The organism is Lysinibacillus sp. FSL K6-0075 (assembly GCF_038592945.1).
GTDB classification, from domain to species: Bacteria; Bacillota; Bacilli; order Bacillales_A; family Planococcaceae; genus Lysinibacillus; species Lysinibacillus fusiformis_F.
On record NZ_CP151947.1, the window covers coordinates 632,263 to 658,673 of the forward strand.

20 protein-coding genes are annotated in these 26,411 nt (G+C 37.3%); 11 read left to right on the forward strand and 9 right to left on the reverse strand.

Annotation, left to right across the window (positions count from 1 at the left end; all coding sequences use genetic code 11):
* Nucleotides 1–50 precede the first annotated feature (50 nt).
* Nucleotides 51–476 carry a hypothetical protein gene (locus MHB65_RS02970; RefSeq protein WP_205446888.1) on the forward strand — a complete coding sequence of 142 codons (426 nt, stop codon included), beginning with the start codon at nt 51–53 and terminating at the stop codon, nt 474–476.
* 243 nt (nt 477–719) lie between these two features.
* On the opposite strand, the gene MHB65_RS02975 is transcribed toward MHB65_RS02970, so the two are convergent.
* Nucleotides 720–1,691 carry a nuclease-related domain-containing protein gene (locus tag MHB65_RS02975; protein ID WP_342442429.1) on the reverse strand — a complete coding sequence of 324 codons (972 nt, stop codon included), beginning with the start codon at nt 1,689–1,691 and terminating at the stop codon, nt 720–722.
* 82 nt (nt 1,692–1,773) lie between these two features.
* Complete coding sequence (locus MHB65_RS02980; protein WP_342442430.1) at nt 1,774–2,199, reverse strand: YwpF family protein; 426 nt, start codon at nt 2,197–2,199, stop codon at nt 1,774–1,776.
* Nucleotides 2,200–2,496: 297 nt separating this feature from the next.
* Here MHB65_RS02980 and ssb point away from each other — a divergent pair, with 297 nt between their 5' ends.
* Nucleotides 2,497–2,895 (forward strand): single-stranded DNA-binding protein, encoded by a 399-nt coding sequence (ssb, locus tag MHB65_RS02985; RefSeq protein WP_205446890.1) that lies wholly within the window; start codon nt 2,497–2,499, stop codon nt 2,893–2,895.
* A gap of 245 nt (nt 2,896–3,140) precedes the next feature.
* Here ssb and MHB65_RS02990 read toward each other — a convergent pair whose 3' ends face one another.
* Both MHB65_RS02990 and MHB65_RS02995 read right to left on the reverse strand, forming a co-directional pair.
* Nucleotides 3,141–5,906, reverse strand: a complete 2,766-nt coding sequence (locus MHB65_RS02990; protein WP_342442431.1) for a DEAD/DEAH box helicase — start codon at nt 5,904–5,906, stop codon at nt 3,141–3,143.
* Nucleotides 5,903–7,477, reverse strand: a complete 1,575-nt coding sequence (locus tag MHB65_RS02995) for a hypothetical protein (RefSeq protein WP_342442432.1) — start codon at nt 7,475–7,477, stop codon at nt 5,903–5,905. The genes MHB65_RS02990 and MHB65_RS02995 overlap by 4 nt, the downstream gene beginning before the upstream one ends.
* 205 nt (nt 7,478–7,682) lie before the next feature.
* Between MHB65_RS02995 and MHB65_RS03000 the strand changes: the two genes are divergently transcribed.
* Both MHB65_RS03000 and MHB65_RS03005 read left to right on the forward strand, forming a co-directional pair.
* A complete protein-coding gene (locus MHB65_RS03000; protein ID WP_342442433.1) occupies nt 7,683–8,159 on the forward strand; it encodes a transcriptional regulator in 477 nt (158 codons plus the stop codon).
* 173 nt (nt 8,160–8,332) lie between these two features.
* Nucleotides 8,333–9,163: a flagellin gene (locus MHB65_RS03005; RefSeq protein ID WP_342442434.1), complete on the forward strand. Its 831-nt coding sequence runs from the start codon at nt 8,333–8,335 to the stop codon at nt 9,161–9,163.
* Between the two features lie 40 nt (nt 9,164–9,203).
* On the opposite strand, the gene csaB is transcribed toward MHB65_RS03005, so the two are convergent.
* The 5 genes from csaB to MHB65_RS03030 form a co-directional block, all read right to left on the reverse strand.
* Complete coding sequence (gene csaB, locus MHB65_RS03010; RefSeq protein ID WP_342442435.1) at nt 9,204–10,283, reverse strand: polysaccharide pyruvyl transferase CsaB; 1,080 nt, start codon at nt 10,281–10,283, stop codon at nt 9,204–9,206.
* On the reverse strand, nt 10,283–12,196 hold the full coding sequence (locus tag MHB65_RS03015) for a DUF5693 family protein (RefSeq protein ID WP_342442436.1): 1,914 nt from the start codon (nt 12,194–12,196) through the stop codon (nt 10,283–10,285). Before MHB65_RS03015 ends, csaB begins: the two co-directional genes overlap by 1 nt.
* Before the next feature lie 20 nt (nt 12,197–12,216).
* A complete protein-coding gene (locus MHB65_RS03020; protein ID WP_342442437.1) occupies nt 12,217–13,773 on the reverse strand; it encodes a polysaccharide biosynthesis protein in 1,557 nt (518 codons plus the stop codon).
* Entirely contained in the window at nt 13,770–14,510 is a 741-nt protein-coding gene (locus tag MHB65_RS03025; protein WP_342442438.1) for a WecB/TagA/CpsF family glycosyltransferase, read from the reverse strand. Before MHB65_RS03025 ends, MHB65_RS03020 begins: the two co-directional genes overlap by 4 nt.
* Nucleotides 14,511–14,852: 342 nt before the next feature.
* Nucleotides 14,853–16,703: an S-layer homology domain-containing protein gene (locus MHB65_RS03030; RefSeq protein ID WP_342442439.1), complete on the reverse strand. Its 1,851-nt coding sequence runs from the start codon at nt 16,701–16,703 to the stop codon at nt 14,853–14,855.
* 63 nt (nt 16,704–16,766) lie between these two features.
* Between MHB65_RS03030 and MHB65_RS03035 the strand changes: the two genes are divergently transcribed.
* The 7 genes from MHB65_RS03035 (at nt 16,767) to MHB65_RS03065 (ending at nt 26,402) form a co-directional block, all read left to right on the forward strand.
* Nucleotides 16,767–16,997, forward strand: a complete 231-nt coding sequence (locus MHB65_RS03035) for a hypothetical protein (protein WP_342442440.1) — start codon at nt 16,767–16,769, stop codon at nt 16,995–16,997.
* A gap of 343 nt (nt 16,998–17,340) precedes the next feature.
* Entirely contained in the window at nt 17,341–20,619 is a 3,279-nt protein-coding gene (locus tag MHB65_RS03040) for an S-layer homology domain-containing protein (RefSeq protein WP_342442441.1), read from the forward strand.
* Nucleotides 20,620–20,717: 98 nt separating this feature from the next.
* Nucleotides 20,718–23,234, forward strand: a complete 2,517-nt coding sequence (locus MHB65_RS03045) for a hypothetical protein (protein ID WP_342442442.1) — start codon at nt 20,718–20,720, stop codon at nt 23,232–23,234.
* Nucleotides 23,235–23,746: 512 nt separating this feature from the next.
* Nucleotides 23,747–24,100: a hypothetical protein gene (locus tag MHB65_RS03050; protein WP_342442443.1), complete on the forward strand. Its 354-nt coding sequence runs from the start codon at nt 23,747–23,749 to the stop codon at nt 24,098–24,100.
* A 198-nt stretch (nt 24,101–24,298) separates the two neighbouring features.
* Nucleotides 24,299–24,643: a JAB domain-containing protein gene (locus MHB65_RS03055; protein WP_342443692.1), complete on the forward strand. Its 345-nt coding sequence runs from the start codon at nt 24,299–24,301 to the stop codon at nt 24,641–24,643.
* Nucleotides 24,644–24,757: 114 nt separating this feature from the next.
* On the forward strand, nt 24,758–25,132 hold the full coding sequence (locus MHB65_RS03060; protein WP_342442444.1) for a hypothetical protein: 375 nt from the start codon (nt 24,758–24,760) through the stop codon (nt 25,130–25,132).
* Between the two features lie 268 nt (nt 25,133–25,400).
* Entirely contained in the window at nt 25,401–26,402 is a 1,002-nt protein-coding gene (locus MHB65_RS03065) for an Ig-like domain-containing protein (protein WP_342442445.1), read from the forward strand.
* Nucleotides 26,403–26,411: the final 9 nt, after the last annotated feature.

Consider the following 26,411-nt stretch of genomic DNA (forward strand, 5'->3'; position numbering starts at 1 on the left):
ACAGAAGATGTATTTGATGACATAGTACCCAAGAAAGGAGGTTTTTTACTATGTGGAAAATGTCATTTTTAACCATTATTCTTGCAACTGCATTCCTTGGAGGTTGTAACTGGGGAAATAAAGCAGTAGAAGATCACCCTGTCCGAGAAGTCGAGAATGACGTTCGTCGTGGTGTCGACGATGTCGAGGACGCATTAGATCCGAATAATCGTGATGATGCATACGATCGCAATAACGTAAATGGGAATGGTGTTGATCGAGGTACTGTAAACGATAATACAACATTACCTGAAGCAACAACACCTGGTTCAAATGCCGATATCAACGGCACAAACGGCTATGACAACACACCAAATGCAAACGGTGTAAATGGTGTTGAACGTAATGACAACATAAACAGCAACAATAATAATGATGTTGTCGACGATAAAGTTAACGACACTGAAAAGTACCGTGATGGTATGAACAACCGATAACATAAAAAGAGTGTTTCCTCTATGGAAAACACTCTTTTTTCAATACCCGCGAAAGGAAGGTAAGCGGATACCCGCGGAAGGAAAGTGAATACCCGCGGAAGGAAAGTGAATACCCGCGGAAGGAAAGTGAATACCCGCGGAAGGAAAGTGAATACCCGCGGAAGGAAAGTGAATACCCGCGGAAGGGAAAGCGAATACCCGCGGAAGGAAAGCAAATACCCGCGAGGCAAAGCAAAACCCCCATTAATAAAATTTCTTCATATGCTCCAGCAAATTTTCAGGTAAATGGTAAACACGATCCTTATAGGTACCGGTATATGGAAACTGATATTTCCGTAACAATCGAGTAGCTGCATCGTTAGAATTAATTTTAAAAAAAGCTCGTAACTGCTGATTGGTAATACAATGACTAACTAATAACCGATAATCAAGCATGGTCTCTGCAAAAATTTCTATACTTCTATAATGACAAAACGGACATTTCCAAATGCCACGATGGAAATACATATTATTTTGATAGGAACATTTTGGACAAAGAACACCGTGTCGAAATCGTGATGGGGCTATCGTTGTATGAATCTGAGGAATCGTACGCTTAGCAAGTAAGCCTTGCACGAATTGACTTAAATGATTATCCGTCATTATTTTTTTAGGATGCTTTTTAAAAAGTGACTGAAGATACTTATGAAGACCTGACACATGAAAAATGGGGAGATTATTAGTTGGATTGACAATGATTGTTGAAGGATTCGCTATAATAACAGCCCCTTCAACAGGGAGCGAACAACTTGCAAAAACATCTTTAAGAAATCGTATATGACGTTCAGTTTGAGTAAGAGCATTTGGGAATCCTTCAACAGTACCATCAACCTTTGTGCGTGTGCATTGATGTGTGTGTTGATCAAATTCAAGTCGACCATGTATATTTTTGATTTCTATCACCAACATAAATTGAGGACAAATAAAAAGCGTATCAATCTGATGCAGATGTTGAGCAGTGTTCACAAGGCATACATTATGTAAGACAAAAAAGGTATTTGGGTATATTAATTCATGCCATACGCGATCAACCTTTTGCTCGCCCGCAAACCCTGCATCTAGTCGACGATACTGCTCTTGATAATAATGAAATTCTACATCATCCTTTAAAAGACGCCTCATCAAAGCCTCAAGCCATAATAATTTTAAAGGCTTCTCCCTCATAGCAACAACCAAATGTAACCCTCCTTTTTTAAATTGTATTGTACATAAAAATAACTGCTTGTCCAACAAAAAAGCGATGCAAAAATTCGCATCGCTAGTCATTTTTTAATTTTGGTCGCTTTTTCATATCTTGCGTAAAGCGATCCAGTAAATCCTCTAGGGAAACGCCCTCAGCAAGTAACTCTGACAGTAATTGCTCAGCATATTTAGAGCGTTTAATTTTAAGCGTACCTTTTAATAGTACTGAAACATGATCACCGATTTCTTCAACAGTATGTACGATTACCTGGAAAGGAGCGGGTTCATTATCTGGAAACGAAATAACTGCACGTACATTGAATACTGTAGCATTCGCTAAGAGCTCATCAAAGGTTGAGCGATATTGTTTTTCCATAAACAATTCAAGTATCCAAGATTGATGACTATTTTCCTGATTAATAATGATGCCATCGATTAAAGGGAATGGTTGCACGCCATCTTTTGTGACAAGGTCAAAGGAAAGCATTTTAAATGTTTTCAATATGTATATTCCTCCTAAGTCTGTCATTCTTTTAGTATAACACATGAGGTAGCGGTTGTTTGTGAAGTGCCCCTGTGACGATTTTTCAAAAACTGCGAAATTGCAGATTTCATGAAATAGCATTTGCTATTACAGCCTAAAGCATTCAGCTAAAAAATTAATAAAAAATAGAAAAACAAAAATGTTAATTTACCCAATTTATGCTCAAAAACTGAAGGAAATTAACAATATTGATTTTTGCTAATGCCGGAATCATTTTGTAAGATGAGAGCAATCAAAAACAAAGGAGGTGAACGGATGAATCAAGTCGGATTGGTTGGAAGGTTTACGAAAGACCCGGTGTTACGTTACTTATCTGGAAATCGTGTGCAGACTCATTTTTCACTAGCCATTAACCGTAATTTTAAAAACAATCATGGGGAAGTAGATACAGATTTTGTTTTCTGTACAGCTTGGGGAAGGCTTGCAGAGAATATCGTTAAATATTGCGGTAAAGGTTCATTAATCGGTGTCAATGGCCGTATTCAAACAAGGTCATTTGTAAATGAGGAGAACACGAAGATTTTTATGACAGAGGTAGTGGTTGAGGATGTTAGATTTTATCAACTTAAACAAAGAGATAGTGACGAAACAGCTATAGTACCGTCGCAGCCACCGAATGAACAGGAAGGCTTAAAGGATTTTGTCTTACCTTAGCAAGGAAAGTTTACATACGGGGCAAGAGAAAATTCATTGTCTGATCCGCCATTCTCCTTATATTTCTTGCACCGTAACAGCAGAAAGGAATGATGTGTACCACTAATAATAAACATTGCTGAAGACCGCACAGCAATGGAATTTACAACACAACTAAATATGAATGATGAAGTAAGTAGGGAAAAGAAGTAGCAAGTTCCACTAAAAGAGCGCCAAGAACTATTTGCTCTTGGCGCATCTCATTATTATATATCTAATGTTATTAAATCGCGGAGTTCTTGATCTTCTAACTCAGTCAACCACTGGCTTGATTGAATAAGCTCTTCCGATAATGCAGATTTCTGCACCAGCATTTTATCAATTTTTTCTTCGATCGTACCAATTGTCACAAATTTATGGACCTGCACAAATTGTGTCTGTCCGATGCGATAAGCACGATCTGTTGCTTGATTTTCGACAGCGGGATTCCACCAGCGATCCGCATGTAAAACATGAGTAGCAGCTGTTAAATTAAGTCCTGTTCCACCAGCTTTTAATGAAAGGATAAATATAGGGAAATCTCCTGCCTGGAAAGCCTCTACTAAGCGATCTCGCTGCTGCTTAGGCATAGCACCAGTTAAAAACGGTGCATCTACATTATATAATTCACTAAAGCAATGCTGTAGCAATTGTCCCATTCCAATATACTGTGTAAAGATGAGACATTGCTCCCCATTGTCCACAATCTCAGCTGCCATTTGTACAATGCGCTCTAGCTTAGTCGAACGTGCAAGCATTGTTTCGGCATCCTCGAAAGGTTCCTTTAAATATAAGGCAGGATGATTACATAATTGCTTTAATTTACTGAGCATCTTTAAGACGCGACCCTTTTTTTGAAAGCCTGTTAACTGCTCTAGTTGATCAAGTGTCTCTAAAATATAGCCCTCATAGAGTGAAGCTTGCTCTGTTGTTAATGGACAATATTCATTCGATTCTAGCTTATCAGGTAAGTTAAGCTGTAAATGTGGATCACGCTTTGTACGACGCAATAAGAATGGCTGAATTTTAGCTCGAAGCTTCTGCTTATGCGATTCTGATTCGTCCCGTTCAATAGGCAAAATAAATTCTTCATTGAAGCGGCCAAAGCTACCTAAATAGCCCTTATGAATGAAATCAAAAATAGCCCATAACTCAGATAAACGATTTTCTACAGGTGTCCCAGTGAGAGCAATGTGATGGTCCCCTAGCAATTTACGAATGGCTTTTGATTGTAATGTTTGCATATTTTTTATATTTTGAGCTTCATCGAGTACAACCGTTGCCCAATCAATATTCTGTAAAAATTCAGTATCCTGTGACACAGTACCATAAGTTGATAAAATGACATGTGGCTTTTCTGCTGTCACTAGCTGTTTAAACTCTTCATCCTTTGCTCGATTTGTTTGATAATGCGTATGCACAATCAGGGACGGAGCAAATCGAGCAAGTTCTTTTTGCCAGTTCCCAAGCACTGAAGTGGGACAAATAATGATGGATGGCTTCGTGTAATCAGCTGCGGACTCATAAATATGAAGTAAATAGGTAATCAATTGAACCGTTTTTCCAAGGCCCATATCATCGGCTAGACACGCACCGAAACCTTGTTGACGCATAAAGACTAACCATTCAAAGCCCTCTAATTGATAAGGGCGTAATTCGGTTTGTAAGGACAATGGAATTGGAACGGCAGGCAAGCCTTTCTTCTCCAAAAGCTGCTCCATGTATGCTTTTAATGATTGTTGTATTTCTAATGCAAAGATTGGATCATCTCTCAGTGCATCATCTGCATCTTCTTCCTCAAGAGGAGCAGACAAGTCTTCTGGTAACTCTCTAAATAACAATTCCCGAACAGTCCAGCTTTCATCTTCAGCCTGCTGCATTAATTCACGCATTTCTTGCATCCAATTGGCGTCTACTCGGAACCATTCAGTTCCAATACGAATAAATTCACGTTTCTCATCCACGAGCTTTTTAAATTGCTCAGCTGAAATCGTTTGTCCGTTCATAGAAAACTGCCATTTAAACGTTAAAATATCATCTAAACCTGCTACCTTTCTTGTGGAGACATTGCTAGTTGTGACGCGTACTCTAATTTTGGATTGTTTTAAATCCTTTAGCCATGCTGGTAGTACAACATCAAAACCAAGTGCCTGCAATCTAGCGAGATCCTCACGTAGGAAAGAGCGCACTTCTAAATCTTCCAGTGTCACACGAATAAAGATGTCACTATTGATCGTGTCGGTGGATAGAAGTTCTACAATTTGCTGTTGTTGCTGCGCAATTTCAGTTGCAAACATTCGCCACTTTATAGGTAGTGCTTCTTCTATAGGTAAGGATTGTTTACGAATAGCAGGTGTCCAGTAGTTTTTTGTTGTAGCAGTACTTAGGACCGTTTCTAATAACCATACATCGGCATCTTCTTCTGGCTCACTTAACCGTAAAGAAACGGAAACAGCTCCAGCTTGACGAGCTTGATCCAATGGCCAGCCGCCTCGTAGGAAAAAGGGGAGTAACTTTGGTAAATCAGCTAGTATTAGTCCAACCTGTGAAAGCTTTTGCTGTACAGCTGTTTCCAATAATGCTGAATCTATATGATCAATAGGAAAACTTAATGATGAAAAATCATCTGCAATGACAGCATGTGACCAAAGTGAAGGCTCTTGCCAGTATTCTTGTAAGGCGTATACTTTTTTCAACCATTCCATACTATCTTCATTTGCACCAATCCAACTGATAAAGGGGTGCTGGAAGCTTGATGAAAAAATATCTAGTAACTCAGCTGTAGAAACCTCAATTGTAAAATCAGCCCGATTTGTTAATAATCCATAAACATTTGCCTCATAAGTAAAGAATAGCGAAGAAATTAATGTATCAACATCGATTGTTGTACCATTTGCAGTAAAACCCTGCAACGTAAAATATCCTTCCCGAGCTACTTCAATACGGAGCTGTTGTGTTTTGGAAAAAGGGGAAGGAGCATTTATTGTCATCATACTAAGTTTCCTTTCTCAATTTCTTCTTGTAACGCACGGAGTCGTTTATATTCTGCACGAATGGTTTGCATATATGTTTCAAAATAAGCTACTTTGCCAGCCCGTTTTGCAGCGCTACGCATACTTTTCCAAATACGCACAGCCTGCTTATAATTTAGTCGCGATTTTTGAGCAATTTCAGTCATGGCATAGACATGATATAAAGGTAAAACAGTTGCAGGTTCAACCTGTAATACATCTTTTAATCCACACATTTCTAAATAGGATAGAGATGATGGGTTTAATTGATGGAGAGCTGCCCATTCACGATAACGTCCTTTTTTTATTAAAAAACTTGAGAACGGCTGTAACCCATACACACCAAAGGCACTGTATAGCATTGCTTCCTCTTCATCTGTAAGCTGTATCTCGTCAAATAAAAGTTGGAATTGCCTTACGTATTGGGCACGCTGAACAACTGGAACGACTTCCTGTAGAAATTCTTCAGTCAAAGGTAAAATTGCTCGTAAAATGACTGCTAATGAATAGGACTCACCAGCACGTTGAGCAAAAGTAGCCAGTTCAAACAAATCCTGCATTTGTGGTAAATCAATCTGTGCCAAACTTTCAAGCAGCAAATCTTCTTTTTGTAATAGCACATAAAATAATAATTTTAGCGATTGTAGAGAAATTTCTGCTGAAGGGTGATCAAGATTATTTATAAATGCCAATTCCTGTTCACGTCGAGGCTTCTCATAAAAAAGCACTGCCCACAGCAGCATGTATAGACGAAGTCGGTTAGCGAAAAGCCCTTGTCGTTCTAATAAAAATTCTCTTACTAGCTCTTGGATGGCATCATAAAATGGGTCAGTCGCAAACAGACGTGACCGATTAGAAAGCTCTGTGAGAATGCTCTCAAAAGATTGAGTGCTTTGATCGATAAAATATTTCATATAAGGTGAATCTAACGAATGTCCAGGTGTTGCATTTAAATGCCGCCATATCGAATTAAAAATAGCTAGGTCCATATACAGCTTATAAAGGGGTTGCCATTCACGCTCAAAGGGCATATGTCGACGAAGACGCTCCAATGCATCGGTTCTTACAGCAGAAAGTCCATAGCCTTCTAGTACGCGCCCAGGTGGTAATAATCGTTTCATCACCTCATCCACCATCATCGACCAGCTTTGCGGGCTGCGTTCATCTGCTAAAAATTTTAACTGAACTGATTTTTGAGCACGCCAAGCACTCGACCAATTTTGCACCGAATCAAAATATTGATAGAGAGCAAGTAAAGCACCTATTTGATGTCGGCACCATTTTGCTTGAGGACAGCTACAGTGTAGCTCTTCCTTGGAAAAATCAATTTCAACAGAAGCGGGTCTGACATCTTGAACACTTGCATATAATATAGAACTCGCTCCATTAAACCGTTCAAAAACAATGGATTTATTCCTTACAGAAAAGACAGCACGACGCACTAGTTCCTCATCCTCGGTGGAGGAAGGATGTAAGCCTTGTTCAGCTTCTTTTAATTTAGTCAGCACAAATGCTTGATGTTCCTTAGCTAATTGCGATATAGACAATGCCATAACCTCACTCCTTTCATCATGTATGGCTATAGTTAACATTGTTAAATGTAAAAAAGGAAAAAAAGACTGTCCTTCCATTATACGATTAAAATGCAGTAATGATAAGCTGAATGATCAGAAAGAAAAAAATGAAATAAAGATAGTTAACAAGGCTTTTGATTTGTGTTAAAATCTGAATAATCAGATAACTAGGGAGGGATGAAAGATGATGCAAGTTCAATACATGAAGCCGTTTTACACAAAAGTTACTGGAGATAAATTACGTCTCGTATTTGCTTATCAATATTTCTCTATTTTAAAAGAGAATGAGATTTTCCATTTCATTCCCATAGAAGGTAAAGAGATGATCATCAACATGAAGACACAGCAAATTGAAAATTTATCTGAGGTATTTGTTTTCCAAAAAGGAAATCGTTTTATTCGATTACCACTTTATCAACTATTGCTTATTACCAATGTTCACGAGCATCTAGCACCAATACTTGAAAGCGCTACACCAAAGCAACAAATTCCGATGGTTTCTACTGTGACGGTTGGCGAAATCGACCAGCTTATTGCAGAGCTAGAGGACAGAAATTTGGATCATTTAATTGATCAGGCATTATTAGAGAATGATAAAGTACTCTTTTTCGAGTTGCTACAGCAAAAGAGCCATCAACTTGGAGGTTTCAAAATTGAATAGATGGATTGTCCAGTAAGCACCTACTTTTCATAAATGAAAAGCAGGTGCTTTTATGATGTGGTTAATCAACTATAAAATGTTAATAACTCATAAAAAATTAGAAACCATTTCCAAAAATAAAGTCAATAGATGAGGGGATGAACCGATATATAGGTCAAGAAGGTGGTGAAATCATGCTTGGTAAGTGGTCAGCAACGGGGATGGCGATCCTGAATAATATGAATCGTCATTATGGTACGATGAGTAAAGCCATGCTACGGATTTCTTCCGGTTATCGGATTAATAGTGCGGCGGATGATCCGGCTGGACTGGCGATTTCTGAAAAAATGCGTGCTCAAATTCGTGGATTGAATATGGCGGCTAAGAATATACAGGATGGTATCTCTCTTGTGCAGACGGCAGAGGGGGCACTGAATGAGACACATGCTATGATTCAGCGTATGCGTGAGTTAGCAGTTGAGGCAGCCAATGATACATTAACAGATGAGGATCGTAAAAAATTAGATCTGGAGTTCCAGGAATTAAAAAAGGAAATTCAGCGCACATCGACCGATACAGAATTTAATACGAAGACATTACTCAATGGGGATTATGAAACAAATGGCATTAAGATTCAAGCAGGCGCCAATGCAGGGCAAAGTATAGAATTATTTATCAATGGGATGGGGTCCGAGGCACTTGGTTTGAAGGATGCTTCCATTGCGACTCGTGAGGAAGCGGAAAAAGCCATGTCTTCAATGGATGAAGCTTTAAAAAGAGTTTCCAATGAACGCTCACGACTTGGCGCCTATCAAAACCGCTTGGAACATGCCTACAATGCCAATGTGAACACCGCAGAGAATTTACAAGCAGCAGAGTCTCGAATTCGAGATGCAGATATCGCAAAAGAGATGATGAATATGGTGAAGGCGCAAATTTTGATGCAAGCAAGTCAATACGTGTTAGCCATGCATATGCAACAAGCACAATCGATATTAAAATTATTAGAAGTAGGAAAAAAATGATGAATTTCAATGTTAATTGAAATTCATCATTTTTTAATATTTATTTTGAAAAAGCTTCAATTGCTAATTTAGCTGTTGCTGTTGCTTCGTCTTGCAATGGGATGACAGCCTGGCGCATTTTTTCTTGAACCATTGTATAGGATTCAAGGATTGCCACAGCTTGTTCAAACAATGTCACACCATTCCAATCATCTACTTCGACATGACCGATTACAGGTTGTTCAACGATATCAGCAAATGCATCAATTTTCGGATCATACGAAATCGCAATAAAAGGTGTTGCATAGATTGCAGAGAAAATTAAGGAATGTAGTCGCATACCTATTAATAGTTGCGATTGACCAATCACGGCAATTTTCTCCTCAATGGATAAATCAGCAGGAGCAATCAAGCTCTTTTCCTTCATAAGTGCTGCTACTTCCTGTGAAGTGATAAAATCATGCTCACCATGCATAGGGAGGAAGACGATTTGCTCACCCTGGCGTGCTAATTCATCTAGGCTGTGTGCGATTTTTTCTTTGTAGGCAACAGCAGAAGGCCAGTCACGAACACTTACCGAGATATAGCTATCGGCTGACAAAGATTCATTTTCTAGCCAATCACAATGAAAGTCATTACCGTTTAGTCCCATAACAGGGTCGGGTACTATCATTGTTTCTTTTCGTACGCCGATCTCTGTTAAAAGAGCTAGAGAGGCTCTATCTCTAACGGTTATTTGCTCGACCTTATTAAAGACTGTACGAACAATGAATTTACTAAGCGAGTGATTAATCGGACCCATGCCTTGGGCGTAAACAAATACTGGTTTCTTCAACCATTTTGCGATTTGAATAACGCCCGCATAGTAAGGAATAGTTTTCATGCCTGTTTGATCCTGCATGAGGCTGCCGCCACCACTAATAAGTCCATCTGCTGTCTTAAGTAATTGGCGAATTTCTTTCATTTTCCAACGATTAACGGCTTTGACACCATATGTTTGCTCAGTAGCTGCTGGGTTATTAGATAATACCGTGATCTCTATATCATTTTGCCACTTTTTGAGAGATTGGATGATGGACAGTAGAATGGCATCATCTCCGACATTATCGAATCCATAATAGCCAGATAAAACAACGTGCATTATGACCACCTCGCGATTGCCTTAGAAACCCAACGATAACCGATTTTGAAGAGTAGGATAAACACTAGTCCTACTACAAGACCAAGAGATACACTGTACAGTGTACGTAAGACAGAAACAGCTACTGGGATGTGTAGGTGAGTAAATGTATTCATGATGGATAAGAAACCGATAACACCTGGTACAAGGAGAATGCTACCCCATTTGCGATTAATACCCATTACATATAACGCTAAAATAAAGAATGGGAAACCAATTAAAAATTCCTTCGTTCTTGGTCGAACATACAATGTATTTTCTAGCCATTGTCTAAAGGCTAATTCCATATCACTCACAGAGCCAGAGTTACCTGTTCTGCTAATGTAAAATAATCCGACACCTGCCAACACAACGAGTAGTAGCACATGCCAATATTTTAGTTCTTTATTTAACAATGTTACTGTATTCGATAAAGAGTTCTTAATGTTTTGATCTGCTAGTCGGTTAATCTCAATCACTGTAAATAATAAAACACCCATGATTGGAATAAGATAAACAAGCTTAACCCCTTTAAATACTGCAAACCCTGTCATAAAGGCATTACCATTCAATAAGCCAATAACAATAACAATACCAATAACACTAATCGCTACTGCTTTTAAATATTGGACCAATATGTTAGACATCTTCGTAGAACCTTGCGCCGATTTGATGACTGCATAGGTTGGTGCAAGGACTGCAATAATGAGTGCAAATGCTTGTAAGAAAAGGGTACTTTTTAGGATAAAGTACGCAATGGCTAGTACAGCCATAAAGCCAGCTGCCGCGATACGAAGAGGCAGCCATTTTACTAATTCTGAAATGATAAAGGTAAATAAAATACCTGCTACTAATACGGCTGCTGTAACCCAAGCTGGTACGGCTACTTTATCAAACAGCTTTGGTTCACCTGGTTGGAAATGATCTGGCATTGTGTCATGCACGCCATTTAAGTAATCAATCGTTTCTTCTACATTTTCTTTGGCATTGCCTGTTGTTTTAATATGATAGAAGATGGAGCGAATATTACGCTCTTTGACAGCACGTGTTGTACGGTCAATACTTGCATTTAACTTTAATTTAGTCTCTCTGTTGACATTGATACTATGCAAACGAATCATATTGTAATCCGTCATTTGAGCGATTTTACTTTCACCTTTAAGTGGGTTACTTTCAATTGTGTAGAAGTAATAGCCAGCATCATTTAATTTTTCAACTAATTGATTGCCATCTTCTTGTCCAAAACCAATAGCTTCATCACCTTGACCAAGTAAGCGGCCAGCAGAAGCTTCTTTTAAAGCGACTAATTGATTAACCAACTTTTCATTAGCTACTTCATTATCTGCATTTTCTACCTTAAAGATGTGAGCTAGTCCATGCTTACTAATCATGTCAATAGCAGGCTGATCGTAGCCAATTGGTGTTTTTAAATCAAAATTGTGGTTAGAAGCAGGAAGGAAATAGAAAGCTTCTTCTCCTATTTGTACTTCCGCTGGTTCAACGCTCTCCATGATCAGCTTTTGGTAGCTTTCATTTTCAGGCACTCGAATATAATAGCCGCTATTAGAGATATCTACAGCATCTTTATAAGGTGTAAACAATAATTGTGCGGCTAATTCATTTTCTTTATAAACGGTAATTAAGTTTTGCTTTTCCATTTCCTTTAATGTTAAGGGCTCTAGACTCACAGTATTCAGTCCAGCATCCTTTAATGAGGAAAGGATTTCATCCATTGTTAGATCGCTATTTTTTTCTGCGGTTTGTATTTCATCATAGGGAATAACAATCTCATAAGCATCATTCGATTGCTCCGCATTCCACCTCATCATGATACCTGTAGAGGAAACGACGAGTAAAAGAACAATGATTCCCCAAAGCCATTTCTGTTTTGACATAAGTGTCCTACCTCTCTTATTTATGAAAATCTTTTTCCGATAACAGGGATTTTCTTTAGATCTTGTTTATGAATAGCTTTCATTAGCCATAGTAGAAGGAAGTAAAGAGCCCCTCCAACTACGATTGCGACAATTAGATAGCCCATTGACGTCATTCTTGACCAATGTGTAAAGTCAAGCCAAAGTGTTGGTAATCCAACTGCTGCTCCCATTACAATCGAAGACACAATCATTTTTACCGTATCTTTTCCAAGGACAGTAAAGCGAATCGTACGATAAATAAAGACAGAATTCACAATAAATAACACAAAATACACTAGCAAAGTTGCATAGGCAGCACCATCTAAACCGAATGCCTGAATAAGGAAGATGTTAGAAAACACCTTAAGGACAACACCACTCAATATAATGATAGCCCCTGTTTTGGCAGCATTCATGCCCTGTAGAATACCTGTTCCAAGCAAAGTCAGAGATGTAAAGACAGAGCTTAGATTGATGATGGCTAACATTAAGCTTCCCTCTAAGTCTTTAAAAAGAGCTAGATTTAAAGGCAAGGTTAAGGCTAGTAGTCCAATCGCAGCTGGCCATGAAATAAGATGTGTCATACGATGGGTTTTTTCGATAATATTGCGTGTCTCATCCAATTTACGTTCAGCTAGCTTCGTTGTAATGAGCGGTACAAGCGGTAAGATAATCGAAGAAGCAAAAACAGTCGTAATTTGAACTAATGTTAGTCCTCGACCATAAATACCATAAAGGTAGCTGATCTCACTAGCATCTGCACCAGCACTTCTTAAGCCATATGTAACCGTAAAAGAATCTACAAAGTTAAAGAGTGCCATTGTGACAGAACCAATCGCGATTGGAATGGAAATTTTTAAAATGGTTTTACTGTATTTAGAGAAATCCTTACCAGAATATTTCTCCTTGCTCGTCACTTTTACCGAAGAACGGAAATATTTAAAGAGTAAATAGAAAAGTGAGCCGAGAGCTCCTAGTACAGAGCCTGCCATAATCCCCCCAGCTACGATATCATTCGAATAATCCATCGCAACTAGGAAATACGCCACAATTAAAATTAACGCAACACGTACTAACTGCTCAATCACTTGCGAGATGGCAGTAGGTCGCATATCTCCAAAACCTTGGAAAAATCCACGATAGACAGCCATATAGGGTGCTACCAGTAATGTGAGGGCAACAATAATTAAGGCAATCTCTGTTGAAGGCCCACCAAGTGCATTCGCTATCTGCTCTGAAAAGCCGTAAATGATTGTAAAACTAATGACGCCAAAGGATAATGCAAGGATTCTTGCAGTCACATAAATTTTCTTAATTTTGGCAGTATCATGACTCGACTTGGCTTCCGCAATCAGCTTAGAAATAGCGATAGGGATACCTGCAACGGATAAATAAAGTGCTACCATATAAACAGGATAGACAAGACTAAAAATACCGAGTACTTCATCACCAGCAATATTTTGAAGTGGTATACGGAAGATACTACCGATTACTTTTGAAAGTAAGGTCGCAATCGTTAAGATGAGTGTACTTTTAACAAATGTTGACTGACTCATTTTGTTTTGCCCTGACCTTTAAGCTTTAATGCGAATACCTTTAAAGCGAAGCGTGGAAGTACTAGCATTCTGCCAAATCGACTTGGCTGGCGTAACAGTCGATAGAGCCATTCAAGATTTAATTTTTGCCAAATAACTGGTGCACGTTTGACAGTGCCCGCGATGACATCGAAAGAGCCACCTACACCGATAAATACACCCTTTGAAAATTTCTCAAGGTTTTCCGTTATCCATTTTTCCTGTCTTGGTACACCTAATGCCACAAATACAAGATCAGGTTGTAGAGTAGCAATTTCTTTTGCAAAATCATTATTATTCCAGTCGAAGTAGCCATCATGATAGCCAACGACATCAACGTTAGGATAGTTCTTATGAATATTGGCAACCGTCTTTTCGATGGTTTCCTTTTGAGCACCTAATAAATAGATTTTAAAACGCTTTTGTTGACCAACTTCCAACAGACGTACCATCGTATCATAGCCTGTTACACGCTCTGGAAGTGAATCACCAAGAATTTGAGCAGCCTTAACGACACCAATGCCATCCGCACAAATGTAAGTTGCCTGCTTTAAGTAATTCATGACAGTTGGATTTTCATTTGCCTGCATGACAACTTCAGGATTGGCTGTCACAACGAAAGTTTTTTCTTGCTGTTCAATACGATTAACGAGTAAATCAACAAACCCTTGCTGACCAATATGTAAAAAGGGTACGCCCATAATCGTTACATGCCTCATATAGTGTTCAAACCTTTCTGTAATTCCATTTTCACTGCAATCTATCATACCATAAAAGCAATATTGACAGGAAATTTTCGATAATGGGTTTAACTGTGATTAACTAGGGTATAGCTCTCATAAGATACGAATTTTAAAAAGAATATGGATCATCATATGAAGCTTTTTAGCGCACTTTTTAGGCGTAGAAATTTACTAAATTTTAGGGAAACGCTTTGAAAATGATAGCCTAAAATTTCGAGTTTCTTCTATTATATAGCGCTTACATTTCCGTGATAAAAAATGACCAACAAAAAGAGTGCGAATCAACATCGCACTCTTCTTTGGCGCATCCTATTAAAATTATTTTTTTACAATATAATCGCCATGCACCCAGCCTGTTTTTCCGTTGTAGATTACCTGATACCAGGCATCATTTTTTACAAATTCACCTTTATCGTCTACAACGCCGATAATAAAGCCATTCGGTTTAACAGTACCTAAAATAGCACTCGTAGTAGATGGTTCACTTCGAACATTGAGTGTAATGTTCATGTTGACAATTTGTAAACCATTTTCAAGACTCACATAATCATCAAACACCCAGCCTTCTTGTCCATTGACACTTACTTTCAACCAACCACCATTTTCACCAAGAACTTTAAAGGAGGTATCCTTTGGCAGATTCGTAATAATCGAAGCATTATCTGTTGTATTTGGATATGTTCTCATATTGAGATTAATCGTCGTCTTACCTGTTGCTCCAGCTAAACCTAAATCCATTGCATATTGCTTCGTTGGGCTTGGTAATGCAGGAGCGGAAGATTGACTTTGATAAGCAGGTACATCAAACACTAGATTTGTTGTCGTATGAGCACCAATCAATTCATAAATGTCATAAATCTTTTTCGCTTGAATGACGGCCCACATCACATGTGTTGCATATTGATGGACTGTCGGATTGTCAGGATTCCAACGCATTTTATAGAGCGTATCTTGACCCTTGCTAATGTACTGGTCCTTTACAAATTGGGCACCACCGATAATGGCATCCTGAACAGTAAACCAACCATTTGTATAAGCACGCTCAGCACCGTACTTATTAGCATCGGCATCAATAGCGCCAATACCGTAAGCATTATAGGTTGTCTTAATAGCAGTTAATTTATCGCGATTTTCTGGTGTCGCCATCATCGGTTTGCCATTTGTATCTAAGCCAACCTCAATCCCTTTAATAAGAGCAGAACCACCATTAGCTGTTTCATGTAAGGCATGGGAGACCAAATAAATAGCATTGATCTTATTGTCGACACCAGCCTGAATGAAGGCATCTGCTGTACCAGCTAAGCTTCCTTTATTTGCAAGTACTTTCTCATTTAGCTCTTTTGCACTCAGGTTATTGACTACCGTAGATAATTTTAAGAATTGATAATAAGATGGGCTATCTTGCATAAAGCTTTTTGGGTGTACATAGTATGACACTAGTGCCTCGCTAGCCGTGAAAATGCCAGCACCATCGACCTTTGGATTATTCTTTGTTTGTTTACTCACTACAGAAGAGTAATCTTGTGAGTAATTCGTCGTCACGTATTGCTTACCACCAGTGCCAGGCGCTTCCAGATGGATTAAACGATAGAGCACGGTAGCTGCCTCAGCACGAGTTGTTTGAGCAAGAGGTGCAAATTGATTATCCGGCTTCCCAACAAGTAGTCCTGTTGAGACGACAGCTTGTACATCTGCATAGGCCCATTTGGCAATGCGTGCATTGTCACTAAAAGCAATAGGGGAGGAAGATGTGTTGATGTTTTGATAAGTAAGAGCTCTTTTTAACATAGCCGCCATTTCCTGACGATTAATATGATTATTCGGATGGAACTTGCCTTGCTCGTCACCTTTAATTAACCCGTGATAGCTTGCTTGCTCAACCACTCCATAATACCAGTCACCTTTTTTAACATCTGCAAAGGTTGCCTGACTAGAAGCTGCTGGCAAATTCAGGGTTCTGACAAGAAAAGCAGCAAATTCAGCACGAGTGACAGCATCATTCGGACGATAATGGCCGAATTCGTCGCCCTTCATTAAATCGTTGGTAATGAGATAGTTCATTTCATGGTAGGCCCAGTGCTTTGAAATATCTTCTGCTGAAGCGGTAGTAGGGGCAAGATATAACATACCTGCCAAAACTGCTCCATAAAGAGGAAATTTACGTTTCATTTTTCAAGCTCCCTTCAATAGTTGATCATGTTCTATCAAACTATCAAAAGTGTAGCATAAAAAGTGGCAATCTATTATTACAACATGGGGACAGATAGAATTGATTATTTACTTAATAAAGAAGAAACTCGTGAAGTTGGTGGGGGAGTGGCAGAATTCGCTAAGAAACGCCTTCTATATTTCTGTTTCTTTACAATTATAACTAAAATATTACGGGAGTCTTTAATTTTTGACAATTTAGTAACCATTCCAGAAAATGCTTGGTTATTATTGAGAGTAAGGTATAATAGGTAACGGAACTATATGTTACCAATACATTTTAGACAATAAATAGATGGTAGCTTATTGGTATCTATTATATACCATAATAGGTATGGTAAAATAAGCTTTCATAACTAAATTTATGTCCCAGTGCTTGAATTTAGGAAAAGTTAGTGTTATATTATTGTAGAAAGTGAATAAACTTACTAGAATGGTATTCTACTACTCTTTTTCTAGTAAATTTACTAACAAATTTGCTTTAGTTTTGTATTATTCAAGAAAGCTATAATACATACATTTAGGTAACTAATAAGGCGGTACTATAGTTTTCGTTGGATTAATATCAATTTAAGGAATTTTAGGGAGGAATACATTAATGGCAAAGCAAAACAAAGGCCGTAAGTTTTTCGCGGCATCAGCAACAGCTGCATTAGTTGCATCAGCAATCGTTCCTGTAGCATCTGCTGCTCAATTAAATGACTACAACAAAATCTCAGGTTACGCGAAAGAAGCGGTTCAATCACTAGTTGACAACGGCGTAATCCAAGGTGATGCTAACGGAAACTTCAACCCACTTAAAACTATTTCTCGTGCAGAAGCTGCAACAATCTTCACAAAAGCATTAGAATTAGAAGCTGATGGATCTGTAGATTTCAAAGACGTTAAAGCTGGCGCTTGGTACTACGATGCAATCGCAGCAGCTGTATCAAACGGAATTTTTGAAGGTGTTAGTGCAACTGAATTCGCACCTAACAAATCATTAACTCGTTCAGAAGCAGCTAAAATCCTAGTTGACGCTTTCGGTTTAGAAGGTAGCGAAAGCCTAAGCCAATTCGCTGATGCTTCTTCAGTAAAACCATGGGCTAAATCTTACTTAGAAACAGCTGTAGCTAACGGAATCTTCACTGGTTCTGAAGCAAACGGTAAATTAAACCTTAACCCTAATGCATCAATCACTCGTCAAGACTTTGCAGTAGTATTCTCACGTACTCTTGACCTAGTTGACGCTGAAACTCCAGTGGATGCTTCTATCAAAGCTATCAACAACACAACTGTTGAAGTAACATTCGACGAAGAAGTGAACGTTGATGACGTAAAAGCTTCAAACTTCAAAATCGATGGTTTAGAAGTTAAAAACGCTTCTGTTAAACAAACAAACAAAAAAGTTGTTGTTTTAACTACTGAAGCTCAAACTGCTGACAAAGAATACGTTTTATCTTATAAAGAAGAAGAAATCGGTAAATTCAAAGGTATTGCAGCTGTAATTCCTACGAAAATCGATGTAACAACTACATCAGTACAAGGAGTTATTGGTAAAGAAGTAACTCTTAAAGCTCAAGTTACTGTAGCTGAAGGTCAATCTAAAGCTGGTATCCCAGTAACATTCAACATCGTAAGCGATAACGCTAACGTGAATGCTAAAATCGAAGTTGAAGCTTTAACTGATGAAAACGGTGTTGCTTCTTACTCTTACACTCGTTACTACGAGCACAACGATAACGTAGCAGCTTACGCTACTAGCAAATCTTCAGTTTCTTCTACTGGTAAAGTATACTGGGCTAACAAAATTCAATTAGCAGTTTCTGAAATCACAACTGGTAATGAATTAGCTAACAATACTAAAAAATCATACAAAGTAGTTGGCGCTAAAAACACAACTTACTATGTAGCAATTAAAGAAAACTTAGAAGTAAATCCAGATAAAATTGTTGACGTTAAAGTACAAGATCATAACAACAGTAACTTTGTAACTCCTTATGAGTTAACTACTGGTAAAGATGAATATGCTAAAGTACAAACAAACGCTAACGGTGAAGCAACATTTACTCTTTGGGGTTCTAACTTATCTGCAACACCTATCGTTTACTTACCATCATCAGTTAACAAAACTGTAACTGATTTATCTTACTCTAAACTTGCATTACAATCAGAAGCTCCAACAGTGAAATTCTCAAAAATCGATAAATTAGCGATTACTGTTGCTGCTGAAGGTACTGCAGAATCTGCAGAGTTCCTAGCAGAACCAAAAACTTACGATCAAAACTCTGTAGGTGGCCGTAACTACACTGTTACTGTAACAGACAAAGATGGTAAATTAGCACCTGAAGGTACAGTTGCATATGTAACATTTGAAGATGGTAACTTCAAAGGTGATGTTTACTTCTCAACTGCAAAAGAAAACTTTGTAAAAGTAACAGCAGATACTCCATACAAAGTAACTGTAGGTAAAGAAGGTAAAGCACAATTCCACGTAGCTGGTAAAGGTGCAACTACTTTCGCAAAACCAACTGTATTCCTAAATACATCTGGTGACAAACTAGCTCTTGACAAAAACGATGTGCAAGCTGTATCTGAAGTAACTTACTTCAAAGCACCAGTTGTGAATAATGCAAAATTAAAAGTAACTGATGAGTATGGTCGTACAATTTCATCTACAACTGCTGGTAAAGATGCGTTCTTCACTTACCAATCTGTAGACCAAAATGGATTTGACTACCGTCCAACAGGTTATAAAATTACAGGCGACACAACTCAATTAATTTGGGAAAAAGTAGTAGCTCCAGATGGTACAGTTGCTTACATTCCTAAATACGTAACAGTTACAGGAGAAACAGTTCACGAATACAACTTAGCATTTGATGTAACTTCTACATTTGGTAATGCAACTGTAAAAGATGCTTCTGGTAAAGTATTAGCTGCTTCTCAAAACTTAGGTAATACAAAAACTTACCAAGTAAAATCAGATGCATATGGTCAAGCAATTGTTCGCGTTACAACTGACACTGCTGATACAGTAAGTGTTAACGTAACAGGTGCAAGCAATATTCTTCCAACTCAAACTGCTTCTGTAACATTTACAAATTCATCAGTTGTACCTGCACTTTACACTGGTGTAGTAGATTCTTATGATTCTATTAAACAAACACTTAAATTTGCAGGCAAAGATGCAGTATCATACGTTGGTGAGAAAGTTTACTACCGTAACGTAAACAACACACCAATCGCAACTGCTGAAGACTTCGAGAAAGCTTTAGCAAATGCAACTGGTACTGTTCAAGTAACTTATGAACTAAAAGATGGCGTAACAACATTCTACATCTACAGCGTGGCTACTACTGGTAACAAACCAGTTGATAATGCTGCAGCACAATCAGGTGCAGTAGCTTTAGCAACAGCTATTAAAGAAGCAGAAAATGCTAACTTAAAAGAAGCTGATTACACTGCAGAATCTTGGAAAGTATATAACGATGCATTAGTAGCAGCAAAAGCTGTAGCTCCTACAGCAGCTGACTCTGTAAAAGCAGCAGCAGCAAAAGCTTTAAATGATGCTCGTACAGCACTTAAATCAGTTGTACCAGTTGGCGTAACAGCTATTACTTCTGCAACTGCAGTAGCTGACGAAACTTTCTTAGGTCAATTATTAGGAAACTTTGACTACACAGTAGCTGGTACAGTTGCTGACGTAAAAGCTACTTCTATTGAATTAGAACTTACTTTAGCAGACGATTCTGTAGTTGCTCGCACAGTAACTATTACTCCAGATGCAAGTGGTAAATTCACTGTTACATTCAGTGACAATGATTATGACCACAAAGTAAAAGCTATTAAAGCAAAAGGCACTGAAGGCGCAGCAACTAACGTAGAATTTAAATAGTTCATAGAAACTATTAATATCTGTATAGACCTAGATTAGAAAATCTAGGTCTATACTATAAGTTTGGGAGGAAATTATAGATGAAAAAGGGTAAAATTGTGAAATTCTCTGCAGCAACAATGGTTGCACTATCAGCAATCACTCCAGTAGCAGCATTTGCAAACGAAACTGAAACTACGGCTCCAGGTTTTTACACAGGAAGCACTTTTGTTCCAGTAGCTGACTTTGCAAAACTTTCAAAAACAGCTAAGAAAGCATTTTTAGCAGAAAATATTAAAGATAATGCATTAGTACTTGTTCAAAACGGTAAAGTTTATGACATGACTAAAGAAGAAATTCAAAATGCACCAGCTAGCGAAGTTGAAGGCTTGGGTAAAACTGTAGAAGAATACACTGCAGAAACTGGTAAAAAACTTACTCCTAACGGAATCGTTGACAATGAAGCTCCAGCAGCAGAATTAACTGTTACTTCAGTAAGTGCGATTAACGCTACCCAAGTTGAAGTAACATTTAATCAACCTGTTGATAAAGCAGACGCTGAAACTGCTGGTAACACTTCAATTGAAGGTGTTACGATTTCAAATCGCTCACTTTCTAACGATGGAAAAGTATTAACATTAACTGCAAACGCACCTATCAATGTGACGAATGCAGTTGTTGTTGTTCAACCAATTCAATCAAAAGCAGACCACCTAGTGAAAACTGTTAAATATATTTCTACTATTACTTATGAAGATGTAGTTGCTCCAACGATTGCAAGTGTTGAAGCTAAAACAAATGGTACTGTTGCGAAAAGTCTTACAGTTAAAGTTTCAGAACCTGTAAAAACTGGAGCATTAGTTAAAGTTAACGGTGCATATGCTAATGTTGATTTCAACGGAACAAATACTGCTACAATTACAGGTCTTTCTCTTGAAGCAGGTAAAACACATACGTTAGAATTAATTAACCTTGAAGACCTAGCTGGAAATAAAACAGTTTTAGTATCAGCTGATTTCACTGTAAGTGTCGATGCAACTGTTCCAACAGCTACATTATCTGCACAAAGTGATAAGCAAATCCTAGTTACATTCAACAAGAAGATGGATACTGTTAAAACAATTGCAGCTTTAGCAAACGGTGCTGTTAAGGATGAAGCTTTAGCCGCTGTAAACTCAGGAACTGCAACAGTTGTTGCAGATTCAAATGATACTCAATTCTTAATTCCAGTAAGTGATACTCTTTATACAAACAAAGACAGCAGAACATTAACAGTAGTACTTTCTGATGGAATTGAAGATGCATTAGGTAACAAGCTTGAAGCAACTACACAAAAAGTTACTCTTACAAAAGATACAGTTAAACCAGTAGCAACTGGCTACAATGTAGTAAAAGATGCTGATGGTAAAGTTACTGCTATTGAAGTAAGCTTTAGTGAAGGGTTAGCAGCTGATGCAACTCCTGCAGGACCGTCAATTGTTAATGAAAATGGAGTTATTGTTACTTCAACTCTTCTTGGTGGACTAACTGCAGATCCTGTTCAAGCTGGGGATAAGAAGGTTGTTTATAAACCAGCAGCGGCAGCTAAAATATCTGGTAAATATGCATTCTCATTTGCTGCCGAGCTAGTGTCTGACCAAGCTGAAACAGCAAATAAATCAGCTACATTCAATTACACAATTGACTTCGGTCAAGGTGAAACTGTAACTGAGTTCGAGCTTGATTCAGGTAACCTACCAACAGCATCTGGAAACGTTATCACAGTTACATTTGATGAAGCTGTAAAAGGTGGCGCGGTAGCAAACTCTGCAACTGATCTTGCTAACTACACATTAGCAGGAAAACCACTTCCAACTGGAACTACAATTACGCTTGATTCGGCTCAAAAGGTAGCTACAATTACTTTACCAGCTGAATCTGTTGAAAAAGATGACGCGGCAGCAATCTTTACTGTTGCAAATATCAAAAATACTGCTGGTACTAAAACTGTTAAATCTTATACAGGTACAGTAGATGTTGAAGATAATGTTTCACCAGTACTTCAAAGTGCTAAGGCAATTGATAACAAAACAATTGAATTAACTTATAGCGAAGCTATTAACCTAACTGGTACTGATATTGGTAATGATTTCATTATCAAACAAGGTACTGATGCTATTACATTTGCTCAAGCTGATGAGTTGCTAGCAAGTGCAGTATCTGGTTTTAATAAAAAAGTAAGAATTACGATTGATCAAGGTACAGATGCGGCTGGTTCTGCTACAGCAGGTGGTGCTAACTCTTCTATTGTAAGCTTTACTGACCAAACAACAGCAAATGCTGATGCAGCTGCTACTACATTCACGATTGCTGATAACGCTGGAACGCTGGAAGTTAAACAGGGTTCTGATGTAGTAGGTGAACTTGATGCAAATGGTGACGGTACATTTACATTCAATGGTGTTGAAGTAGTAATCACTGGTGGAGCTGATACGAATACATTTACTGTAGCAACAACTGCCCCAACATTCGTTACTACACTTGACTTAACAAAAGATATTACAGTTGAAACAAAAGCTTCTTCTGTAGTAGAAGATACAGCTGGTACGCCTAACACTCAAAAAGCTGGTGTAAAAGTAACAGTTGTAAAACCTTAATAAAACTAAATTAAACATTATTAGTCGCTTTCAAAAAGTCCATCCGGAGAGAATTCCTTTGAATTTCTCCGGGTGGCTTTTCTGTTTTATGCCAAAAATGAAGGAAAGCGAACCCTGCCTGTCAATCCAGTGGCTGTAAGTTTAATACTTAGTTCCACTTGTCCCCTTCAAAAACTAAAATTCTAGTTGAGGCACTCCTATTTTTCATTGGGTGGTTCTCTTTTATTCATAAACATATATTTATTTTGGACAATATGAAAAGAAAATAATCGGAGAAAATTAATAGGAGTAAAAAAGTACATGACAAATAAACCTTTCATTGAAAGCTTTTAAAAATGCAAGGGTTACGCTATTTTTTTATACGCATGATAAAGACCGTTCAACACAGGTGTTACTTCTAGTTTTGTTTCCGCTGCGGATGTTGGAAGATAGACAGGTGAAGCAATTGATAATGAAATATAGTAACAAAATATGGTGTTTTTATAGTAGAATGATCGTATGAAGCAACTAAAATGTCAATACTATTTCTAGTAATCTGTATTCTTGCACCAATCTTACTTTATGAAATAGAACCATCATTTCTGTTTTACTTGTCAATCACTAATACCATTTTATATTTAGTTACCATACTTGCTATACTAAACATCATTGCTCTTTCTGCAATAAAGAAACATAAGGCAAGAGTTGAAGAAGCATATCAACAAGGTGCAACTGTGGAAGAGAGGGAGTTCATTTTAAACGATGATATAAAAATTTCAGAGAAAGACAATCAAGTAGTCCCTAAATGGCTTTACGTCATTAACTTAGTGACTGTAATGTTAGCCATTATATTTTTAGTTGCTGGACTATTTTATAGAACTAGTTAACGTAATAATTTTTCCGTACTAAATAGAAAAATAGACATATATTATACCCCTGAATCATCAATACAAGCCTTTCATTTCAACTAGAGTGAGGGGCTATTTTCAATTCAAGGAGGAATTCATATAGAAAACAAGCAAAAGAAACAATCAGTCCAACGTATTCAACCAGTTGATGTTGTACTAGAAAGAAAAGGCTCGCAACTGTTTGAAGGAAGACGAGTACGTTCATCAGAGGATGCAGCGAACATCATTCGTGACTTCATTGGCGATTCGGATCGAGAGAAGTTTGTGGTGTTGTGCTTGTCAACGAAAAATGAGCCAACAGCGATGCAAGTTGTACACACTGGTTCTATTAATGCTTCGATAGTGCATCCAAGAGATGTACTGAAACTGGCAATAATATCGAACAGTGCTAGCTGTATTGTTGGGCACAATCACCCATCGAACGATACAATGTCATCACCAGAGGATATTGATGTGATGAAAAGACTAGTGACTATGGTGAATTTGAATCACTATCATCAATTGAGATTTCGAAAGAAGTAACCATAGAAGTGAAAAAATACTTTACTTGATTAATAGAATAATTAAAAATATATACTTTCATTGCCAATGATTTGGATTATAATGAAAATATATACTGTATAGGAGGAAATTAAATTGAAAAATATGTTTCGAATTATAGTAGTTGCTGTACTACTATTTAGTATTTCTTTATCAGCACCTGTAAAAGAAAATGCTTTAGCAAGTGAAAAAAACGTTGTAGCTGGTTTCTATATTAAGAATGAATTGGTCTATAATTTAAAAGATTTTCAAGCATCTTCTAAGAAGGATAAAAAGAAAATTATCAAAGACGTATTGGGCTATCAAACCTATTTAGTGATGGGTAATCAAGTATATGATTTTCAAGCAGCAGCTAAATTGCCAGCGGGCCAAAATCCTAAAGGTGTTTCTGTTAGTGAGTATGAAAAAGTAAATGGAGAATTAAAGCAACCAAATACTACTACAACGTTTACAATCCTTTCTATTGAGTAGTTAATACTTAAATTATATTGTGCATTATGGCTCTAATAAAATTAATAGAGAAGATAACTGTAGTAAAAAGCGAAAACTCCTCATATGTTTTGTTTGAGCAACAGAACGGTTGAAGTGTTTTCGTCTTTTCTGTCTTAAGACAAGATTTTCAAAAATTTAGTTGAAATAATTAATAGTTCCTGAATTTACTAAACTATTCATAGTAAATCTTTTATTTCTACTTTAAATGAATATAGAATGAATAATATCAATGAATGGAGATGTTTGAGTGAAAAAAACTATTCAATTAATGGGATGCCTACTATTTTTATTATGTTTTACTAAAACCGTTTATGCTAGCGATACAGAATGGATAGCTAAAACAAATATAAATGTCGAAAAAGAATGGACCATTACTTTTAATGAGCCAATTGATGTTTCTACTGTAAGTAATGACACTTTCTATATTATTGATACGAATGGTAATCGTTATGAAAGCTTAGTAGTAGCTTTAGATGAATACCGTGTATTAGTCACACCAATTAATCAAGGCTATAATCCTAATACTACATATTCACTAATTGTTAATAATGTTAAAAATTTTAAAGGTAAATCATTAGAAGGTAAAGTTAAGATGAACTTTACAACGGAATCATTTTTTACAAATGAATTATCCAGTTCAGAGTATCTTCTTCTTGCAAAAGAAGTTCAATTAAAAATTGATAAAATAAAAATTTATTATCCTATTGGAAGATTAAGTGATTATGAATTCAAACGTTCTTATAACAAGATATTGAAAGAAATTAATCTATTAAAAGAAAATATCGCTTTATATGAATTGGATAATTCATATGAAGGTAAGTTGAATTTAAAAAAAGCTAAAGAACAGCTTGGAAAAGTGAAGAGTGAGTTAGATGATTTTCTTATAGCGAGAAGGGCGCAGTTACAACTAAGATCATTGGAAAATATACTAATCGAATACACTGCAAAGTATGATAATGATAATAATCATTCTATTATTGATAAAAAAATAACAGAGCTACAGAGACAATTTCCAATAGGTGATTATTCAGATTATGAATATGAAAAACTTATAAAAGAGAAGTCAGCTGAAATTTCAACAACAAATTATAATATTTCTATCTTGGCTCTTGATACATCTGCAAAAGCAGATAAGAAAAGAAAAGAACTGCAAGCTCAATTAGCAGAACTTGAGTTAGATTTGGATGAGATCAGAACTAAGAGAAGTGCACAATTACGAATCCGCTCTCTTGAAAGTCTTAGGGATTAGGGAGGAACT